Source organism: Phyllobacterium sp. P30BS-XVII (assembly GCF_014138335.1).
Taxonomy (GTDB): domain Bacteria; phylum Pseudomonadota; class Alphaproteobacteria; order Rhizobiales; family Rhizobiaceae; genus Phyllobacterium; species Phyllobacterium meliloti.
In genome coordinates this window covers 92247-108982 of sequence record NZ_JACGXO010000011.1, presented here as the reverse complement: position 1 = coordinate 108982, position 16736 = coordinate 92247, and the positions used below count along the sequence as shown (strand labels likewise).

The following is a 16736-nucleotide window of genomic DNA, read 5'->3' as shown; positions in this document are numbered from 1 at the left end:
CCACGACCGATCCCGTATTCCAATCGCCGGAATATTGGCAATACCAACCCGAATTTTGCTATTTTGTACAAACTAGAAAGTTGTCAGAAAATGAATGGTTGTAAACGCCGTTAAGGCGGAAGCAGGGTGAGCGAGCCGATGAGGTGTTAACGTGGAGTGGACGGGAGAGCCGGGGAAAACCCAATAAAAGCAGTGCTGTAGCGCCGAGCAGATGCAGGAAAATCAAACCAATCGACCTTCAGTGCAGCCACAGAGCGAAATAAGCTTTATAAGACAGCGTAGCAACGGGAGTAACTAATGAGGAGAGAGTATGTCAGTCCACAGCAAGGAAATTATCATTGCGATAATTGCGGAATAAGTGAAATAACACAATAAAAACAACAATGATCTGCTATTGAGAAGAGTAAAGTTAAGCGGCCAATGTGCGATAAGTAGGACAAATTAGGTAGTGATGGCGTTTGAGAATAGGCTAAGACGATGTCGGCTCGGTTCGAGCCCCTGCTGCAACGAGATTGGCCAAAGGCGGAATCGATTTGACGCCAGTTACTCAGATAATGATAGAGGGATAGTCTTGCCTTTCTGTCGGTCTTCATGAGACCGGGCATGGTGTAGCGTGCGATGCTACTATCATGGCGGACCTGAAGTATTCCTATTGACGGTAGTCAAACCAATCGAACGGCAATCGTTCAATGTGACGCCGAAAACAGTCTCCAGGAATAGGATCCAACCGCCGGAACATCGATTGCAATCCGATCTAGCAAATATATGAACAACAATATCGAGCAGGATCACAGACGCATTAAACGGAGGGCACGTTCAATTCTTGGCTTCAAGAGTCTGAGAGAGCGGGTCATGCCAGAGTCCTGGCACCGCCTGCTTCGCGCATTGCCGCAGGCAGGGTTTCCCATGCGCGGATCAATTCTCCTATTGAAGCAGCCTCCATCTTGCGCATGACGTTGCTGCGGTGCAGCTTGACTGTCACTTCGCTGATACCGAGATCGAATGCGATCTGCTTGTTGAGGCGTCCGCGTGCTACTTCATGCAGTACTTCACGCTCGCGCTGTGTTAGTGTTTCGAGATGTTCGATATTGCGGTTGGCGATCAATGCCTCAGCCCGTCGTTCGGCATCCATTGCTATCCCCGCAAGCACAGCATCGAGCAACGTTTGGTCTCGTACCGGTTTGGTAAGAAAGTCCACAGCGCCTGCCTTCATTGCCTGAACCGTCATCGGGATATCGCCATGACCGGTCAGAAAGATAATCGGTTTGGGATTGCCGTTTTTCGCCAGATGACGTTGCAGATGGAGTCCACTTGTACCCGGCATACGCACATCGAGGATCAAGCAGCCTGGACTTTGCAGGATATTGGCGTCGAGCAACTCGCGGGTCGACGCAAAGCTGACAGGCTGGAAACCGGCCGAAAGGATCAGCTCTGACAGAGCCTCCCGAACGGAAGCGTCATCATCCACAATCATGACGAGCGGCTGATCCTCTTCAGTTTTCCGCTGCGGTAATGGCGGTGTCGATTTCTGCAGCAACGGTTGGTCGACTCTCATGTTACCCCTCCATCTCTTGATTGCGTAAAGCATCAGCAATAGCAGCGAGCAGGGCTTGAGCATCGAAGGGTTTGCGGAAACATCCGCTAAAGCCTTGAGCGCGTCCTTGGTCTGCTATCTCGTGGCGGCCCGTGATCAGGAATACCGGCAGATCCGGACGTAACTTCCTCACCAGTTCACGAAGTTCAAAGCCATCGATGCCAGGCATGCCGATGTCTGTGATAAGCACATCTATATCCGATAGACCGTTGACGAGCAGAGATTCTGCCGATGGAAAACAGCAAGATGCGTAGCCCGCGGATTCCAGAAGATCGCCCACCGATTCAAGCAACCTCGGATCATCATCAACGATTGCCACGACATGTCTTGTAATATTCATCTTCAATTTCCTCCCCCTCGGCGCGAGTGGGTAATCGGTATTTCTAATCTTTCTGCAATGCGCACCAGATCGGCGAGCGACGCCGCTGCCATCTTCTGCATTACGTTTCGCCTGTGGATTTGCAGTGTAACTTCGCTGATCCCCAGTTCAGCGGCAGCTTGCTTATTGAGAAGACCGCTCACGACAAGAGGCAACACCTCGCGCTCTCGCGGCGTCAGTTCGACGTAACGTTGTCTCAATTCGCCGAGTTCAGAGCGTTCCGATCTTTTTTGCCGATCCCGTGCGATTGCCGCGTGGATTGCCAACATGAGGTCCGCATCGCTGAAGGGTTTGGTCAGAAAGTCCACAGCGCCGTGTTTGATGGCTTGAACGGATGACGGTATATCGCCATGCCCTGTTATGAACACGATCGGCGGGTGGTCATGGGTCCCGATCTGCGTCTGCAACTCGAGACCATTGATGTCTGGTAGTTGGACATCGAGGATGAGACAGGCTGAGATATCGGGTTTTTCTGCATTGATATACTCGCCCGCCGATCCGAACGCCTTGGCGCGCATGCCGTGTGAGGCCAGCAGCTCGCACAACGCTTCTTGAATGCTCTGGTCATCATCAACAATGAAGACAATATGTTCTTCCATCGTCATGGTGCCGCCTTCATTTCGATCGGCAACGTGAAGATAAACGTGGCTCCATGCGGTTCATTGTTTTCCTCCCACAACCGTCCACCATGGGATTCTATGATCGAACGGCAGATCGAGAGCCCCATGCCCATGCCTTGGTCTTTCGTGGTGAAGAACGGCTCGAATATCCTATCGGGAAACGCGATACCCGGTCCGTAATCGCTAATTTCCGTTCGAACTACGTCACCTAAGTATCGTACCCGCATCCTAAGAACACGGTCGCCCGCGGCAGAATCCATCGCGTCCATGCCGTTGCGCATCAGGTTGATCAACACTTGCTGTATTTGAATGCGATCAATTGCAACAGGCGGAAGATTCCTTTCAACATCGACATTGACGCGGATGCGACGCCGGACAGCCTCTTCGGTCAAGAGTTCACGTGCTTCGGCAACGACGCCGTCGAGCATTGTAATGGTCCTCGTCTCCACAGATTGCTTGAACAAGGCGCGGATGCGGCTCACGACGTCGGCAGCCGAGTTGGCGTCGCGAATAATGCGCTCGACCGTTTTATTCGCGCGCTCGAGATTTGGTGGCTCAGCAGTAAGCCAGCGCTGGCAGGCATGCGAGTTTGCCACGACGGCCGCCAGTGGCTGGTTCACCTCATGTGCGATCGAAGCAGAGAGCTCGGCAAGGCTGGCCGCCTGGCTTGCGCGCGCCAAACTCTCTTGCGCCAAACGCAATTCTCCCTGCGCGCGAACCTCGCCATCAATATCCAGGCAAATGACATTCCATTGCACAATGTTGCCCTCAGAGTCGCGCATGGGAGCTGCACGTGTCTCGACCCAACGATATTCGCCATCGAAGCGCCGCAGACGGTGCCTGCGTGCGTAAGGCTCGCCGGTCGACAGGCATTGGGCGTACTGTTCCTTGACCCCGGCGAGATCGTCCGGATGGACACCGGCGTCAAGTGTACCGTCCAGCCGTGACTTTATCGCACCGTCAAGCTCTTCAAGCTCATAGCCGAGGAATTCACGGAGCTGCTGACTACGATAGACTGGCTCGCCATTTGGCGCCGCGCAATCAATCATTGCCGGCAGCGTTTCCACGAGTTGCCAGAGAAAACGTTCTCTTTCTCGCAACGCTTCCTGCGCCTGCATCTCGTCTTCTATGTCGATTGAAGCAATGTACCATTGCACGATCGAGCCATCCACATCGCGCAGTGGTTGCGCTCGCGCTTCTATCCAGCGATAACTGCCATCCTTCAAGCGCCGGCGAAAACGGTTCACGAAAGGCTGGCCGGTTGCAAAGCCATTCTTCGCTCTTCTGAACATTGTTGGAAAGTCTTCAGGATGTGCCACGTCTCGGGCCAACGCGTCGAAGTCCTGGATCTGCTCCGCCGGCGATCCGACCTGATCTTGATATCGTTGGCTGGCATAGGTCATCCTGCCAGAAGGTGCGAAGCTCAGAACATTGAAAGGAACGGCGTCGATCATCTGTTCCAGCTGCTGCTTGCTGCTCCGAAGCTCTTCTTCGGCCTGCAATTGGTCTTCAATGTCATGCGAAAGGCCGTACCACTGAAGGATGCGACCGCTCTCATCGCGCAATGGTTCTGCACTGCCTTCGACCCAACGGTAAACGCCATCGGCGCGGCGTAGACGAAACCTCTTGAAGAACCGTTCGCCGGTGGCAAGGGATCGGTTGAGTTTTTCCAAAAGGCCGGCTGCGTCTTCAGGATGGATTGCGGCCTTCAGGATGGCGGCCAACTGGCTCGCATATGGCTTGTCTCTATACGCGGCGTCGACGCCGAGAAAACGTATCAGGCGCTTGTTGAAGAAGGTCGGTTCGCCTATCGGGTTTAATCGCCAGAGTAAGCTCGGAACCATGTCCACAAGTTGTGAGAGTTCCCGTTCCCGGTCGTGCAGTGCTTCCTGTGCACGCATCTCATCATCTATGTCGATGGAGATTGCATACCATTGAATGATCGCTCCGCTTTGATCTCGAAGCGGCTCCCCGCGTCCATCAACCCAGCGGTACGCACCATCCGCACGACGCATTCGATACTTCATGGAGTAAGGCTCGCCGCTGGCCAGCGAATGGCGGATCGCCTTTGTGAGAAGATCTGAGTCTTCGGGATGAACAAGGGTCTGCATTGCCGACGCCAAGCGGCTCGTTCCTGCCCCACCCAATTGTGCGACGTCGTTCAAACCAAAGAAATCGAGCAAGCGTTTGTTAAAGTAGGTCGGCTCCCCTTCCGGGGTCAAACGTCTAATCTGAACCGGGACCATATCGACGAGCTGGGAAAGCTCCCGCTCGCGGCCACGCAGCGCCGCTACGGTTTTCTTGTAAACATCATTATCAAGGGCTATGCCGTACCATCCCGTGATACGGCCTTTTTTGTCGCGCGATGGCCGCGCCGCGGTTCGAGCCCAGACATAGTTGCCACTCGCGCGCCGGAAACGAAACTCCACGTTGAAATGATCACCGGTCTCCAGGCAATGACGCCATGTGGCGGCGATTTGGTCGTAATCATCAGGATGAAGCAAACGCTTCCAGGCCGTATGCCCATCCTTCAACGAGGCGTTCAGATCGTCGAGTGTCACTCCAAGGGAATTCTGTGCAAACGGATGTAGATATATCCACCTACCGGTCGCATCGAATGCCCAGCCATTGCCAAAAATACTCTCAACGACGCTTGCCGACCGAATTGGCCCTTCTTCGCTTTCGTCCACAAGGTCTGGTACCGTCGTAACCAGCGGCTCTCTATCTGTCGCCAGATCGTCGATGTCGACACTTACACTATACCCGGGCTCCGAACGGGTCTCGGTCCACCGATAACTGCCTTCGGCGTCGAGTTGTCGATGTCTCGTGATTTGAGGGACGCCCGTCCAGAAGGCACGCGCGTCTGCATGGGCTGCAGTTGTGCGGTCATCCGGATGGATAAGGATAAGTGAATGCGGAACATCTGGAGCTGCTTTTTCTTTGAGAGCAGCACTTGTCACATCAGCAAATCGCTCTTTAGCGGTGGACGAAATATCACCGTCAATCACCGTGCCATACCATGCAATGACTTGGCCGTGGTGATCGCGCAACGGTTGCCCCGAGCTTCGGCTCCACCCGTAAGCACCACTCGCGCGTAACACCCGGTGCTCAACATTGTAATGTTCACCAGACTGTAAGCATCGATGCCATGTGGCGATGGTGCTGCCATAATCATCTGGATGGATTATCCGCTTCCAAAGAGAAACACTTTGTTCGGTAGGAGACCTGAGTTCCTCCAACGTCACACCGAGGACAAGCAGCGCTGCTGGACTCATATAAATGAATTTGCCCGCGGCGTCGGTTGCCCATGCGTTACCGACCACGTTTTCGATGATCCGCGCCGCTTGTAGTGCTTCGGATTCACTTTCGTCGGGTGAGTTGAACGCTATCGTCATTGCTTTCTCCTGCCGGACGAGGAAATCCTGCGAACTGCCTGCGCTTGGTGCAATACGTATCCTTATATCTGGCTGGCGAACTAACTGTCCTATCCTAGTCCCGCCTTGCGTCAACCGCACCCTATGGAAATCCATGAGACGGGATGAATCCTAACCAAGCCTTCGGGATAATTTGCCCAGACCAAGTGCGACGTTGCAGTACTGGCAGGCTAACGCATTCGTTGCATCCTCGCCATGATCTTGTGGCGGAAGTCTCGCTACCTGTGCCAAGATTAATGCGGCAAGCACCACCGCGGCAAACCACTGGACCAAATGTCTCGTACCCTAGACTTCAGCATGGGTCGACTAAACCTGATGACTAGTGCGTTATGCCCTCTGCACAATAGTATGATTTTCTCTCTCCGGTCACTGTTGGAAGCGATCGAAAGATCTGAAAGATTCACAACAATGAGAGATGATAATGGCTCAGCGCATCAACTATGCAGAACAGTCACCAGAGCTTCTCAGTAAATTCCCCGAATTTCTGTCGGAGCCCGTGAGAGTATGATCGAAGAGCCGATCCGCAATCTCGGGGTCGTTCCTACCGCTCAGCCGAACGGCTGTACGTTTTGCCTCGATATACACGCCATGCAGGCAAAGTTCGGCCTCGACAGGTCTGCGCTTAGCCAAAGGCGATAAGCGCAATACACGCTCGACTTGTCCAAGCCGCCAACATTCGTGCGACCAACTTTAGACAGTTGGAAATTTAAGTCACTGGCCCGACTGGGTCGAATTTGGGAGCCATATTATGAAAATTGTTGTTATAGGTGGGACCGGCCTTATCGGTTCTAAGACTGTCACGCGTCTGCGCAACAAGGGTCATGAAGTACTGGCCTCCTCGCCAAACTCCGGTGTCAATACCTTCACCGGCGAAGGCCTATCAGAAGCGCTTGCGGGGGCCGATGTAGTACTTGACCTCGCCAACTCGCCGTCTTTTGAAGATGCTGCTGTTCTTGAGTTTTTTGAAATCGCAGGACGCAACCTGCTTGCTGCCGAAGCAATGGCTGGTGTGAAGCACCACATCGCACTCTCCGTCGTCGGTACTGAACGTCTTCAGGAAAGCGGTTATTTCCGGGGTAAGCTTGCTCAAGAAAAAATCATCAAGGCCTCGCCAATTCCCTATACCATTGTCCATTCCACTCAGTTTATGGAATTTCTGAAGGGAATCTCGGATTCATCGACCATTGGCACCATTGTTCATATCTCGCCAGCTTACGTCCAGCCGATCGCAGCGGATGATGTTGCCGATGCAATGGCGGATATCGCGCTCGGTAGGCCCCTCAATGGAACCCTAGAGATTGCCGGTCCCGATCGTATCCGCCTGAGTGATCTCGTCGGCCGTTTCTTGAAGAACAGCAACGATCCACGCACGATCGAAGCCGATATTCATGCACGTTATTTCGGTGCAGAACTGAATGATAAATCGCTGGTGCCCGGTGAGGGCGCGCGTCTCGGCAAGATTGGATTTCAGGACTGGTTACATCAATCCCAGCACACTGAACCAGCGCAATAAATACCGCGAGAAAGCAGATGGGGATGGGTCAATAAACATCTCTCAGCTACCAACCAATTCGAGGATAAATAAAATGTTCCGGACCATCCTGATTTCGGCTGCTGTCATGATCGCCGCCAATGCAACGACCTTTGCTGGCGATGCTGACAAGGAGTCGAAAGTGACGCTCGTGTTTGATCATGAACTACCCAATGCTCCCGGAATGAGCATGAAGGGTGTCTTGGTCGAGTATGGACCGGGCGGCACATCCGTAGCTCACACGCATCCCAATTCGGCATTCATTTATGCGACCGTTCTGGAAGGTGCCATAAAAAGTCAGGTTAATGATGGACCCGTCAAGGTCTACAGCGCCGGAGAAAGTTTTGCCGAAAATCCCGGTGATCGCCATGGTCTCAGCGAAAATGCAAGCCAATCCAAGCCTGCAAGACTATTGGCGGTATTTGTCGTCGATACGAAGGAGCAAGACCTCGTACTGCCTTATCGCTAATAGAGACGCGAGCTGCAGTCCTCAACAATCGCTGTGACGATCCTGATGGCCCGCTCTTCCTTGCTGAATCAATAGAATCTGACGGCGGTTCCGAAGGCACGTCCAGACTTGGCCAACCATCTTTCTTCATCGCGCGAGTTGAGGTGTTGAAATGAACGGAGACCGTATTCCGGGTGTTTGACAGCGCCTGAATACCGCATCTGTCATTTTCGCGAGGCGGGTGAGGCCAAATTCAATCGAAAAGGGAGCAAATGATGAAAGTCACAGTTGTGGGAGCAAGCGGACTTATTGGAGCGCTGCTCGTTGGAAAGCTTCGTCAGCTGGGTTTGGAAGTGATCCAAGCTTCGCGTTCGTTTGGAATTAATACCATCACAGGTGACGGCCTCAATGTAGCGATGGCTGGTGCTGATATTGTCATTGATGTTACGAACTCCGCATCATTCGGCGACAGTTCCGCATTGGACTTTTTCAAAGTATCCACCGAGAATTTGCTGGCCGCGTCTGTCAGTGCTGATCATTATCTCGCGCTTTCTGTGGTGGGAACACCTCGCCTCGTCGAGAGCGATTATTTTCGCGCGAAAATGGTACAGGAAAACCTTATCAGAGCTGCAAGGAGGCCCTACACGCTCCTGCATTCCACGCAATTTTTTGAGTTTATCAGCGGCATAATTGACCAGGGTGCCGATGGAGATGTTCTGACATTGCCCTCTGCATCTGTCCGGCCCATTGCAGCTGCGGATGTGGTCGAAATTTTGGCCGAATTGGCGATCGGAACGCCGAAGAATTCCACCGTGGAGATCGGCGGGCCAGAACAATTTGGGCTCGATGAAATCGCACTTACAAATCTCGCAATCAATGAAGATACACGTCAAGTGATTAGCGACGATAGAGCGACTTACTATGGCGTGAAGCTGAACGATGACACGTTGCTCCCGCTAAAAGGGGCGCGTTTAGCGTCGATGCACTACGTCGACTGGTTGTATCGCTCCATGGCCAATTAGACGGCACCTCAGCTTTTGTTGCTCTGGCATTGAGCAGTCTTCTTCTTCAACCGTTTTCCAACAATCAACGTGAAAGGACGCACGACATGGGTCTCCTGAAAACCAAAGACGGCACGGATATCTCTTACAAGGATTGGGGATCGGGGCAACCGATCGTCTTCCATCACGGGTGGCCACTCTCAAGTGACGATTGGGATGCGCAAATGCTCTATTTTTTAGGCAAAGGTTATCGCGTAATTGCACATGATCGGCGTGGCCACGGACGATCCAGCCAAACCGCAACCGGACACGATATGGATACCTATGCTGCGGATTTTGCGGAGCTCGCTGGGGCGCTTGACTTGCGCAATGCAATTCACATTGGTCATTCGACCGGTGGTGGTGAAGCTGCTCGCTATGTCGCACAATATGGCAGGGACCGTGTAGCAAAATTAGTTTTGATAGGCGCCGTGCCTCCGATCATGGTAAAAACCGCTGCGAACCCCGCTGGTCTGCCAATCGAAGTTCTGGATAGCTTGCGCTCCCAATTGGCAGCCAACCGCTCGGAATTCTACTGGAACTTTCCTATTCCATTCTATGGTTTCAACCGCAAAGGAGCGGCGGTATCCGAGGCCGTGCGCGTGAACTGGTGGCGGCAAAGTATGATGGGCGGCGCCAAGGCACAGTATGACTGTATCAAAGCCTTCTCGGAAACAGATTTTACGGAAGACCTGAAGCGCATTGATGTGCCAACGCTTGTGATGCATGGGGACGACGACCAGATCGTGCCAATTGCCGATTCTGCGCTTCTGTCCATCAAGCTGCTCAAGAACGGCTCGCTGAAGATCTATGAAAACTACCCGCATGGCATGTGTACGACTCAGGCGGACATCGTCAATGCCGATCTCCTCGACTTTATCAAAAGTTAAGCCCGGATGGCTGATCGGCCGCCGGGTCTCTGGACTCGGCCGTCCAGCTCGCCAAACAAAGGAACAAAGAAAATGAAAATCGTTGTCATTGGAGGCAATGGCCTCATCGGTGCAAAACTTGTTGGCAGGTTGAAGGATCGTGGCCATGACGTCATCGCTGCCTCACCGCGAACCGGCGTCAATGCGGTAACGGGCGAAGGGTTGGACGAGGCGTTAAAGGGCGCGAACGTTGTTATTGACGTCTCCAACGCTCCCTCCTTCGAAGATCAGGCGGCAATGGAATTCTTCCAGAACTCGGCCCGAAATATAGCGGCGATTGAGATAGCGGAAGGCATTCATCACCACATAGCACTGTCGGTCGTGGGCACAGACGGCCTGCAGGAGAGCGGATACTTTCGAGCCAAGCTTGTTCAGGAAACTCTCATTAAATCCTCCGGTGTTCCCTACACGATCGTTCGGGCAACCCAGTTTTTCGAGTTTCTCGACTCAATTGTATCTTTTAGTTTTGTCGAAAACGCGATCCGCTTGCCAGCGGCGGCTTTCCAGCCAATCGCAGCAGGGGATGTGGCCGCCGCTTTGGAAGAGGTCGTTCTTGGCGAACCTGTAAATGGTACTGTAGAAATAGCCGGTCCAGATCGCGGCACGCTCATTGGTATTGTTGAATCTTACCTTCGCACAACTGGCGATACCCGATCGATCGTGACCGATCCAAATGCACCATATTTCGGGGTGTCGATCGATGAATTTTCTCTGGTTCCCGGACGGGGCGCAAGACTGCAGCCGACCACTCTGCAGCAATGGCTGCAGAAATCCTCCCACTGATCACGGAAAGAACTGACCTATGAAAATCTCTCTTCTGTCTAACCTGATTGCTCTTGGATTGACTTTCACGTCTTCCGCGTTCGCTACGGAAAGTAAGCCGACCATTGTTCTCGTGCATGGTGCATTTGCTGATGCGTCCAGTTGGAATGGCGTGATAACCCGCCTCGAGAAAGATGGCTATCCGGTCGTCGCTCTGGCTAATCCACTGCGTAGCGTTAAAACTGATGCCGCTTACGTGACAAATATCATCACCTCGTTGAAGACGCCTGTTGTGCTTGTGGGCCATTCATATGGCGGAACCATCATCAGCCAAGCGGCAGAAACTGCGGTCAATGTAACGTCGCTGGTTTATGTGTCGGCTTTTGCGCCCGATTTGGGTGAGACGGCAGCGAGCCTGTCCGGCAAGTTCCCGGGCGGTACACTGGGATCTGCGCTTGGCGCCGCCGTCAAATTGGAAGGTGGTACAGCAGATCTTTATATCCAACGGGACAAGTTTCACGATCAGTTCGCGGCGGATGTTCCTGAAGCTGAAACTCGTCTTATGGCGGCAACTCAGCGCCCTGTAACCGACGCTGCTTTGAATGAACCTGTAACCAGCGCCGCTTGGAAGAAGCTTCCCAGCTTCTTCATTTATGGTGATGCCGACAAGAATATTCCAGCGAAAGCGATCGCCTGGATGGCGGAACGCGCCAATTCAAAGGAAACCATCGTCATTAAAGGTGGGTCTCACGTTGTAATGATTTCACATCCAGACGCTGTAACCAAGCTCATCGAACATGCAGCGCAGTAAGCATTAATACGCTTTGGCTGGTCACTATTGCATCTGGCTGGCTGAAGCAAATTTGGCAAAGAACAAACGCCGCTTGTCCAAAAGGGCCAACAGGCTCATTTGGTTATTCAGAGAACCTTTTGGCTTCATCAGCAATGAAGTCACATAATAATCGAACCCGAGTGGGCACCGTGCTGCGGAAAGCATGGATTGCGCTAAAAGGCTGCGATGGCAAAGGCTCGCTAGCAAGAAGCTGGATCAAGCTACCTTTGCGCAGATCATCAGCAACGACAAACCGCATGAGATGCGCCACGCCCATTCCTTCAAGAGCGCTAACACGCAGCGCGTGACCCGAGTCGCAATCGATGCGCCCATGCGTGACGATGCTTTCTCCGTTTGAGAAGAGTATGGAATGAGGCCTGCCCGCGATTGCATATCGCGCAAATGGCAGTTTGCCGAGATCCAGGATTGTCCGCGGTGTTCCCCATTCAGCTATACATGAGGGCGATGCCACGAGCACCATGTCGATATCCGCCAGACGCCGTATCATGAGATCACTCTCAGCCATGTGGCCGACCCGAAAGACGACATCGTAGTCCTCCCTCACAAGATCGACGTAACGGTCGGTAATACCAACATCCAGATGAAGCCGAGGATAACGTTTGGCAAATCCCGTCACGATCGACGACATCAGGAAATGAGCAACCTCGCTTGGTAAGCTCACCCGCAACCGTCCCGTTGGTTCTGTGGCAGCCTGCAGGACTTCAGCGGAGGCGTTGATTTCCTTCAGAAGAGGCGCAACGCGTTCAAAAAAAGCCTGTCCGTCTGGCGTGAGTTGCAATGCTCGTGTCGACCTTAAGAACAATCTGGCACCAACGTGTTTTTCAAGCCGGGCAACAGCCTTTGACACCACAGATGGTGTCGTCTTGAGATCGCGCGCCGCTGCGGTGAAGGAACCCGCCTCCACTGTACGAACAAACGATAGCAATCCGGTCGCTTCGTTAATCAGCGTGGCCATTCATACCTCCAGGGAAAATGTCATGTTCGTTATCATCGGCTAATAGCGAAAGCATCTTGAGATTATTTCAGCTTCAATCAACAAGGAGAACTGAAAATGCGAAATCTCTCGGACAAAGTTGTCGTGATCACAGGCGGCAACAGCGGTATCGGCAAGGCCGCTGCCCAGCTTTTTGCAAAGGAAGGAGCACAGGTTGTCATCACTGGCCGCCGTCAGGATGCACTGGATTCCGTAGTGAAAGAAATAGGCTCAAACACTATCGGTATTTGCGGTGATGTCGCTGACATTTCTCATCACAATGCGGTTGCAGATGAAGTCCAACGCAAATTCGGCCGCTTGGATGTGTACATGGCAAATGCCGGTTACATTCATCTGACCTCGACAGACGCAGTTTCAGTGGAAGAATATGATCGGCATTTCGCTATCAATACACGCGGGGTCTTTTTCGGTGTTCAGGCGATAGCGCCATTGCTTGGGGCGGGGAGCAATATCATCCTGACCAGTTCGATGGCGGCAACAAAAGTGCTTGATAACCACGCGGTCTACGCGGGTTCGAAAGCCGCTATAGCGGCGTTTGCGCGCAACTGGGCACTTGAGTTTAAGGCGCAGGGAATTCGCGTCAATGTTCTGAGCCCAGGACCGATTGAGACGCCTATTTTGTCGAAACTTGGTGTAGCCGAGACTGAGCAGCCACGCTTTCTTGAAATGATGGCCGGCATGATTCCTGCTGGCCGGCTGGGCAGGGCAGAAGAGGTTGCCGAGGCCGCGCTTTTTCTGGCATCTGCATCCGGCAGCTTTGTGAATGGGGTCGAGCTCATCGTCGATGGAGGTATGGCTCTGACCTGAGCCCTGCAACCTGAATGAGTTGACCTATACCGGAGTATGGCTCGACCTATCACTCGACCCCAATAGACTGCAAACACTCCTCAACTTAGCGTTGTCGATACCGTGTTTAGGCGGCAGTCAGTCAGCAGGAGACAAACATGAACTTGGAAAACACTTCACACCTCAGTAGCCCTGGGCACGACGAATTGGTTCCGTCGCGCTATGCGCTAAAGATTGGCGAGATTGAAGTACTGGTGGTCAGCGATGGGGTGCTACCGCTCCCAACGGTGATGATGGGACACAATGCCGACCCAGCAGTCCGGGCAAACTGGATGAAGGACATGTTCCTGCCGCCGGATGCTTTCGACTGGCCACTAAATGCAGTGGTGGTGCGTAGCGGCAAGCAGACCATCCTCCTGGACGCCGGTCTGGGTCTGGACCCGGACTTGCACCTGCCACGGGCTGGACAACTGATCAAGCGGCTGGAGGCCGCCGAAATTGATCTTGCCTCCGTGACCGACATAGTGCTTACCCACTTGCACATGGACCACATCGGCGGGCTTCTCGTTGAAGGTGTGAAGGAGCGGCTGCGTCCCGACCTGAGAATCCACGTGGCGGCCGCCGAGGTCAAGTTCTGGGAGGCGCCTGATTTCACTCACACCAACATGCCGCAAGGATTCCCGGATGCGCTTCGCGCGACTTCCAAGCGGTTCTTGAACGAGTACCGCAGCCAGTTACGACTGTTCGATGAGGAGCACGTAGTGGCGCCGGGGGTGCTCGCCCGTCGTACGGGTGGGCATACACCCGGACACTGCGTGATCCGCGTGGCGTCTGGAGGCGAAGGGTTGACCTTTGCTGGCGACGCGGTGTTCCCAGTTGGTTTTGACCAGCCGGATTGGCACAACGGCTTCGAACATGACCCAGAGGAAGCGGCTCGCGTCCGGATCGGTCTCTTGCGGGAGCTAGCAGCGAGCGGCGAGTTGCTGGTTGCCACTCACCTGCCGTTCCCCTCAATCGGTCGGGTGGCGATCGCCGGCGAAGCCTTTCGCTGGGTACCGGTCTTCTGGGATTACTGAACTCTTGGTGGGTTAGGGTCGCGGTAACGCGACCCCAACCTCCATTCTTGATCGTGGAAGTACCCTCTCAAACTTCGATTTTATAGAATCAACTTGCTTCGGGTCCTCCTTATGTTGCCCGAATCTAATCTCCATGGAGTGTCATGATGCGCTTAACCGCAGCATTCGTTTTTATTTCCGCTGCTCTGCTCTCCGGACCTGTTATTGCTGATAGTGCTCAGCAAGCGCAATCATTCCTCGCAACACCTGGCGAAGCATTAGCGGGCATTTCCGACGGAAAGGCAGATGTTAATGGCGTGACTTACCATTACCTGCTTGCAAAGGGAGGGCCGCAGACTGTTGTACTCTTGCACGGGTGGGGCACAACTTCATTCATGTGGCGTTTCGTCATGCCGCAACTCGTCGCTCGCGGCTACACAGTGCTCGCACCGGACCTGCGTGGCCTTGGTGACACCGCCAAGCCCGCAACCGGCTATGAGAAGGCAACAATAGCAGGAGACATTTATCAGCTCGTCAAGCTGCTCAATCTCGGTTCAACTGTCAATCTTGTCGGCCACGATATGGGTGGCATGGTTGTATATGCTTATGCGGCTCAGCATCCCACTGAAGTTACGACCTTAACTATAATTGACGTTCCACTGCCAGGCATTGAACCATGGAACGAATTGGTCGAGAGCCCACGCACTTGGCATTTTCGGTTTCACGCGGTTCCCGACTTGCCAGAGATGCTGATTGCCGGTCGAGAGTTGGAATATCTTAAATGGTTCCACAACGCCGAAGGGGTTAACTCGCACGCATTCGACAACGAAACTGATGAAATATATGGCCGTTCATATGCTCAGCCGGGAGCATTACGCGCCGGGTTCGAATATTATCGGGCTTTCCCCCGGGATGTCGAAGCAAACAAAACCTTCTCACAACGCAAGTTAACCATGCCTGTGCTGGGCATTAGCGGCGCCGGCGGGCTAGGCTCAATGTACGGACGTCACCTTCAGCATGTTGCTGACAATGTGAGATCAACGGTGGTTGAGGGCTCGGGGCACTGGGTTCCGGAAGAGCAGCCAGCGGCGGTTATGGAAGCACTCTTGAATTTTCTGCCTTCCGTCGATTGATCTTCGTGAGATCCAATTGCAGAATTGCAAGTTCTTCGATGCTTCCAGGATTGGTTATACAATTTTCGTTTATAACTCCGACATTCATCCGGAGTGCGAGTATCTTTTGCGCAAGGACGAAAATGCCCGGCTCGCCAATAAGCGTGGGATTGAGTTTTTTGGTGCGGACAAGGACAAGGCACTTTTCGACAGGAATTAGTGGTTATCCCGGCTACTGTGGCGGTGCGAATTCTTAATTTCATCTAGTCGATCGACGGCCCTCACGTTATCCACCGAGGGACCGTTCGGATCGAAACCGGTTGCAAAGTATGTATCGAAGATTGCTTGGCGAACTTAGGCCCGATGGAATGGCGAGCTCGCGTTCAAGCCCACGGCTGGTATCAGCATGTCGGTCGCGCTCATCGAGATTCATTGCGCGGATGTTTCGAGCGCTCTGGCCAGCCTGTCGGCTGCAGGTCTGGTGTTGCGAAAAACAGGAACGGATAAAGACAGTATTCAATCACCGGTTCGTCCGGTGCTTGCGCTGCCGATTAGTTCGTTCATCCAGCTGCGCCGCGCGCAATGCGCCTGACCTCGCCAGCGGCTGCGTCAAGGATACCTTGCGACAAATTCTCGTCTCGCATGATGCGGGAAAGTGTGACGGCGCCCACCATCAGAGACAGTACGGCCATTGCCTTGGTGCTGGGATCGGAACTCTTGGCATCGTTCATTAGCTCATCCAGTACCCCAAAGTGATCGCGGATACCGTCCTCAAATGGACGCCTGACCTCTTCACTTTGTCGCGCCGCGTCGGCCCCCAACGCCACCAATGGGCAGCCGTCTGCCTTTTCCCCGCGATGATCTAGGGAAAGGTAGAACTCTATGACTGCTTCGAGGGGATCGGAGCTTGTTGCTGCAGCGGCCGACCATCTGTGCGTGGCGCTTTCCATCGCGCGCCTTGATGCGAGGGCGGCGAGGTCGTCCTTGGACGAGAACTGTTTATAGAACCCGCCTTGCGTCAGACCGGCACCCTTCATCAGGTCTTTCAGGCCAATCCCATCAAAGCCGTGTTCTCGAAACAGACGGCTCGCGACGTTGATTACCGTTTCCCGATTTTCCTCGGCCTGTATGCGGCTCACTCTCATGTCGATCTCCGATTAGATTTCATTTGACATCTATAACATAATTAGATTTAGATC

Annotated in this window: 17 protein-coding genes and 1 pseudogene; 12 read left to right on the top strand and 6 right to left on the bottom strand. The window is 53.5% G+C overall.

Going from position 1 to position 16736, the window contains the following annotated elements; translation table 11 throughout:
• Positions 1 to 738: 738 nt before the first annotated feature.
• A pseudogene (locus tag FHW17_RS25300) lies at positions 739 to 843 on the top strand (DDE-type integrase/transposase/recombinase); the annotation flags it as partial.
• 7 nt (positions 844 to 850) lie between these two features.
• On the opposite strand, the gene FHW17_RS23585 reads toward FHW17_RS25300, so the two are convergent.
• From FHW17_RS23585 to FHW17_RS23570, 4 genes are read right to left on the bottom strand one after another with little or no spacing between them, the layout of a single operon-like run.
• Positions 851 to 1555, bottom strand: a complete 705-nt coding sequence (locus tag FHW17_RS23585; RefSeq protein WP_112526457.1) for a response regulator transcription factor — start codon at positions 1553 to 1555, stop codon at positions 851 to 853.
• Between the two features lies 1 nt (position 1556).
• Positions 1557 to 1934, bottom strand: a complete 378-nt coding sequence (locus FHW17_RS23580; protein WP_112526459.1) for a response regulator — start codon at positions 1932 to 1934, stop codon at positions 1557 to 1559.
• Between the two features lie 2 nt (positions 1935 to 1936).
• Positions 1937 to 2578, bottom strand: coding sequence for a response regulator (locus tag FHW17_RS23575; RefSeq protein ID WP_112526461.1), 642 nt, complete (start codon positions 2576 to 2578; stop codon positions 1937 to 1939).
• Positions 2575 to 5988 (bottom strand): PAS domain-containing protein, encoded by a 3414-nt coding sequence (locus FHW17_RS23570; RefSeq protein ID WP_113097247.1) that lies wholly within the window; start codon positions 5986 to 5988, stop codon positions 2575 to 2577. The genes FHW17_RS23575 and FHW17_RS23570 overlap by 4 nt, the downstream gene beginning before the upstream one ends.
• A gap of 787 nt (positions 5989 to 6775) precedes the next feature.
• Here FHW17_RS23570 and FHW17_RS23565 point away from each other — a divergent pair.
• The 6 genes from FHW17_RS23565 to FHW17_RS23540 all read left to right on the top strand — a co-directional run bounded on the left by FHW17_RS23565 (position 6776) and on the right by FHW17_RS23540 (position 11548).
• Positions 6776 to 7540, top strand: coding sequence for an SDR family oxidoreductase (locus tag FHW17_RS23565; RefSeq protein WP_113097246.1), 765 nt, complete (start codon positions 6776 to 6778; stop codon positions 7538 to 7540).
• A gap of 73 nt (positions 7541 to 7613) precedes the next feature.
• Positions 7614 to 8027: a cupin domain-containing protein gene (locus tag FHW17_RS23560; RefSeq protein WP_112526469.1), complete on the top strand. Its 414-nt coding sequence runs from the start codon at positions 7614 to 7616 to the stop codon at positions 8025 to 8027.
• A 254-nt stretch (positions 8028 to 8281) separates the two neighbouring features.
• Positions 8282 to 9028, top strand: a complete 747-nt coding sequence (locus FHW17_RS23555; protein ID WP_182510940.1) for an SDR family oxidoreductase — start codon at positions 8282 to 8284, stop codon at positions 9026 to 9028.
• Positions 9029 to 9114: 86 nt separating this feature from the next.
• Positions 9115 to 9936, top strand: a complete 822-nt coding sequence (locus FHW17_RS23550; RefSeq protein ID WP_112526473.1) for an alpha/beta hydrolase — start codon at positions 9115 to 9117, stop codon at positions 9934 to 9936.
• Between the two features lie 72 nt (positions 9937 to 10008).
• A complete protein-coding gene (locus FHW17_RS23545) occupies positions 10009 to 10758 on the top strand; it encodes an SDR family oxidoreductase (RefSeq protein WP_112526475.1) in 750 nt (249 codons plus the stop codon).
• Between the two features lie 19 nt (positions 10759 to 10777).
• A complete protein-coding gene (locus FHW17_RS23540) occupies positions 10778 to 11548 on the top strand; it encodes an alpha/beta hydrolase (RefSeq protein ID WP_112526477.1) in 771 nt (256 codons plus the stop codon).
• Between the two features lie 103 nt (positions 11549 to 11651).
• Here FHW17_RS23540 and FHW17_RS23535 read toward each other — a convergent pair whose 3' ends face one another.
• A complete protein-coding gene (locus tag FHW17_RS23535; RefSeq protein ID WP_112526479.1) occupies positions 11652 to 12545 on the bottom strand; it encodes a LysR family transcriptional regulator in 894 nt (297 codons plus the stop codon).
• A gap of 96 nt (positions 12546 to 12641) precedes the next feature.
• On the opposite strand from FHW17_RS23535, the gene FHW17_RS23530 reads away from it, so the two are divergent.
• From FHW17_RS23530 to FHW17_RS23510, 5 genes are all read left to right on the top strand, one after another.
• Positions 12642 to 13391, top strand: a complete 750-nt coding sequence (locus FHW17_RS23530) for an SDR family oxidoreductase (protein WP_113097243.1) — start codon at positions 12642 to 12644, stop codon at positions 13389 to 13391.
• A gap of 137 nt (positions 13392 to 13528) precedes the next feature.
• Positions 13529 to 14446: an MBL fold metallo-hydrolase gene (locus FHW17_RS23525; RefSeq protein WP_112526483.1), complete on the top strand. Its 918-nt coding sequence runs from the start codon at positions 13529 to 13531 to the stop codon at positions 14444 to 14446.
• A gap of 143 nt (positions 14447 to 14589) precedes the next feature.
• The gene (locus FHW17_RS23520) at positions 14590 to 15558 is read left to right on the top strand and encodes an alpha/beta hydrolase (RefSeq protein ID WP_246707005.1); all 969 of its coding nucleotides are present in this window, start codon (positions 14590 to 14592) and stop codon (positions 15556 to 15558) included.
• Positions 15559 to 15574: 16 nt separating this feature from the next.
• Positions 15575 to 15757: an epoxyqueuosine reductase QueH gene (locus tag FHW17_RS23515; RefSeq protein WP_210276007.1), complete on the top strand. Its 183-nt coding sequence runs from the start codon at positions 15575 to 15577 to the stop codon at positions 15755 to 15757.
• Positions 15758 to 15943: 186 nt separating this feature from the next.
• A complete protein-coding gene (locus tag FHW17_RS23510; protein ID WP_182510933.1) occupies positions 15944 to 16129 on the top strand; it encodes a hypothetical protein in 186 nt (61 codons plus the stop codon).
• Here FHW17_RS23510 and FHW17_RS23505 read toward each other — a convergent pair.
• Positions 16098 to 16682: a TetR/AcrR family transcriptional regulator gene (locus FHW17_RS23505; protein ID WP_182510932.1), complete on the bottom strand. Its 585-nt coding sequence runs from the start codon at positions 16680 to 16682 to the stop codon at positions 16098 to 16100. The genes FHW17_RS23510 and FHW17_RS23505 overlap by 32 nt on opposite strands.
• Positions 16683 to 16736: the final 54 nt, after the last annotated feature.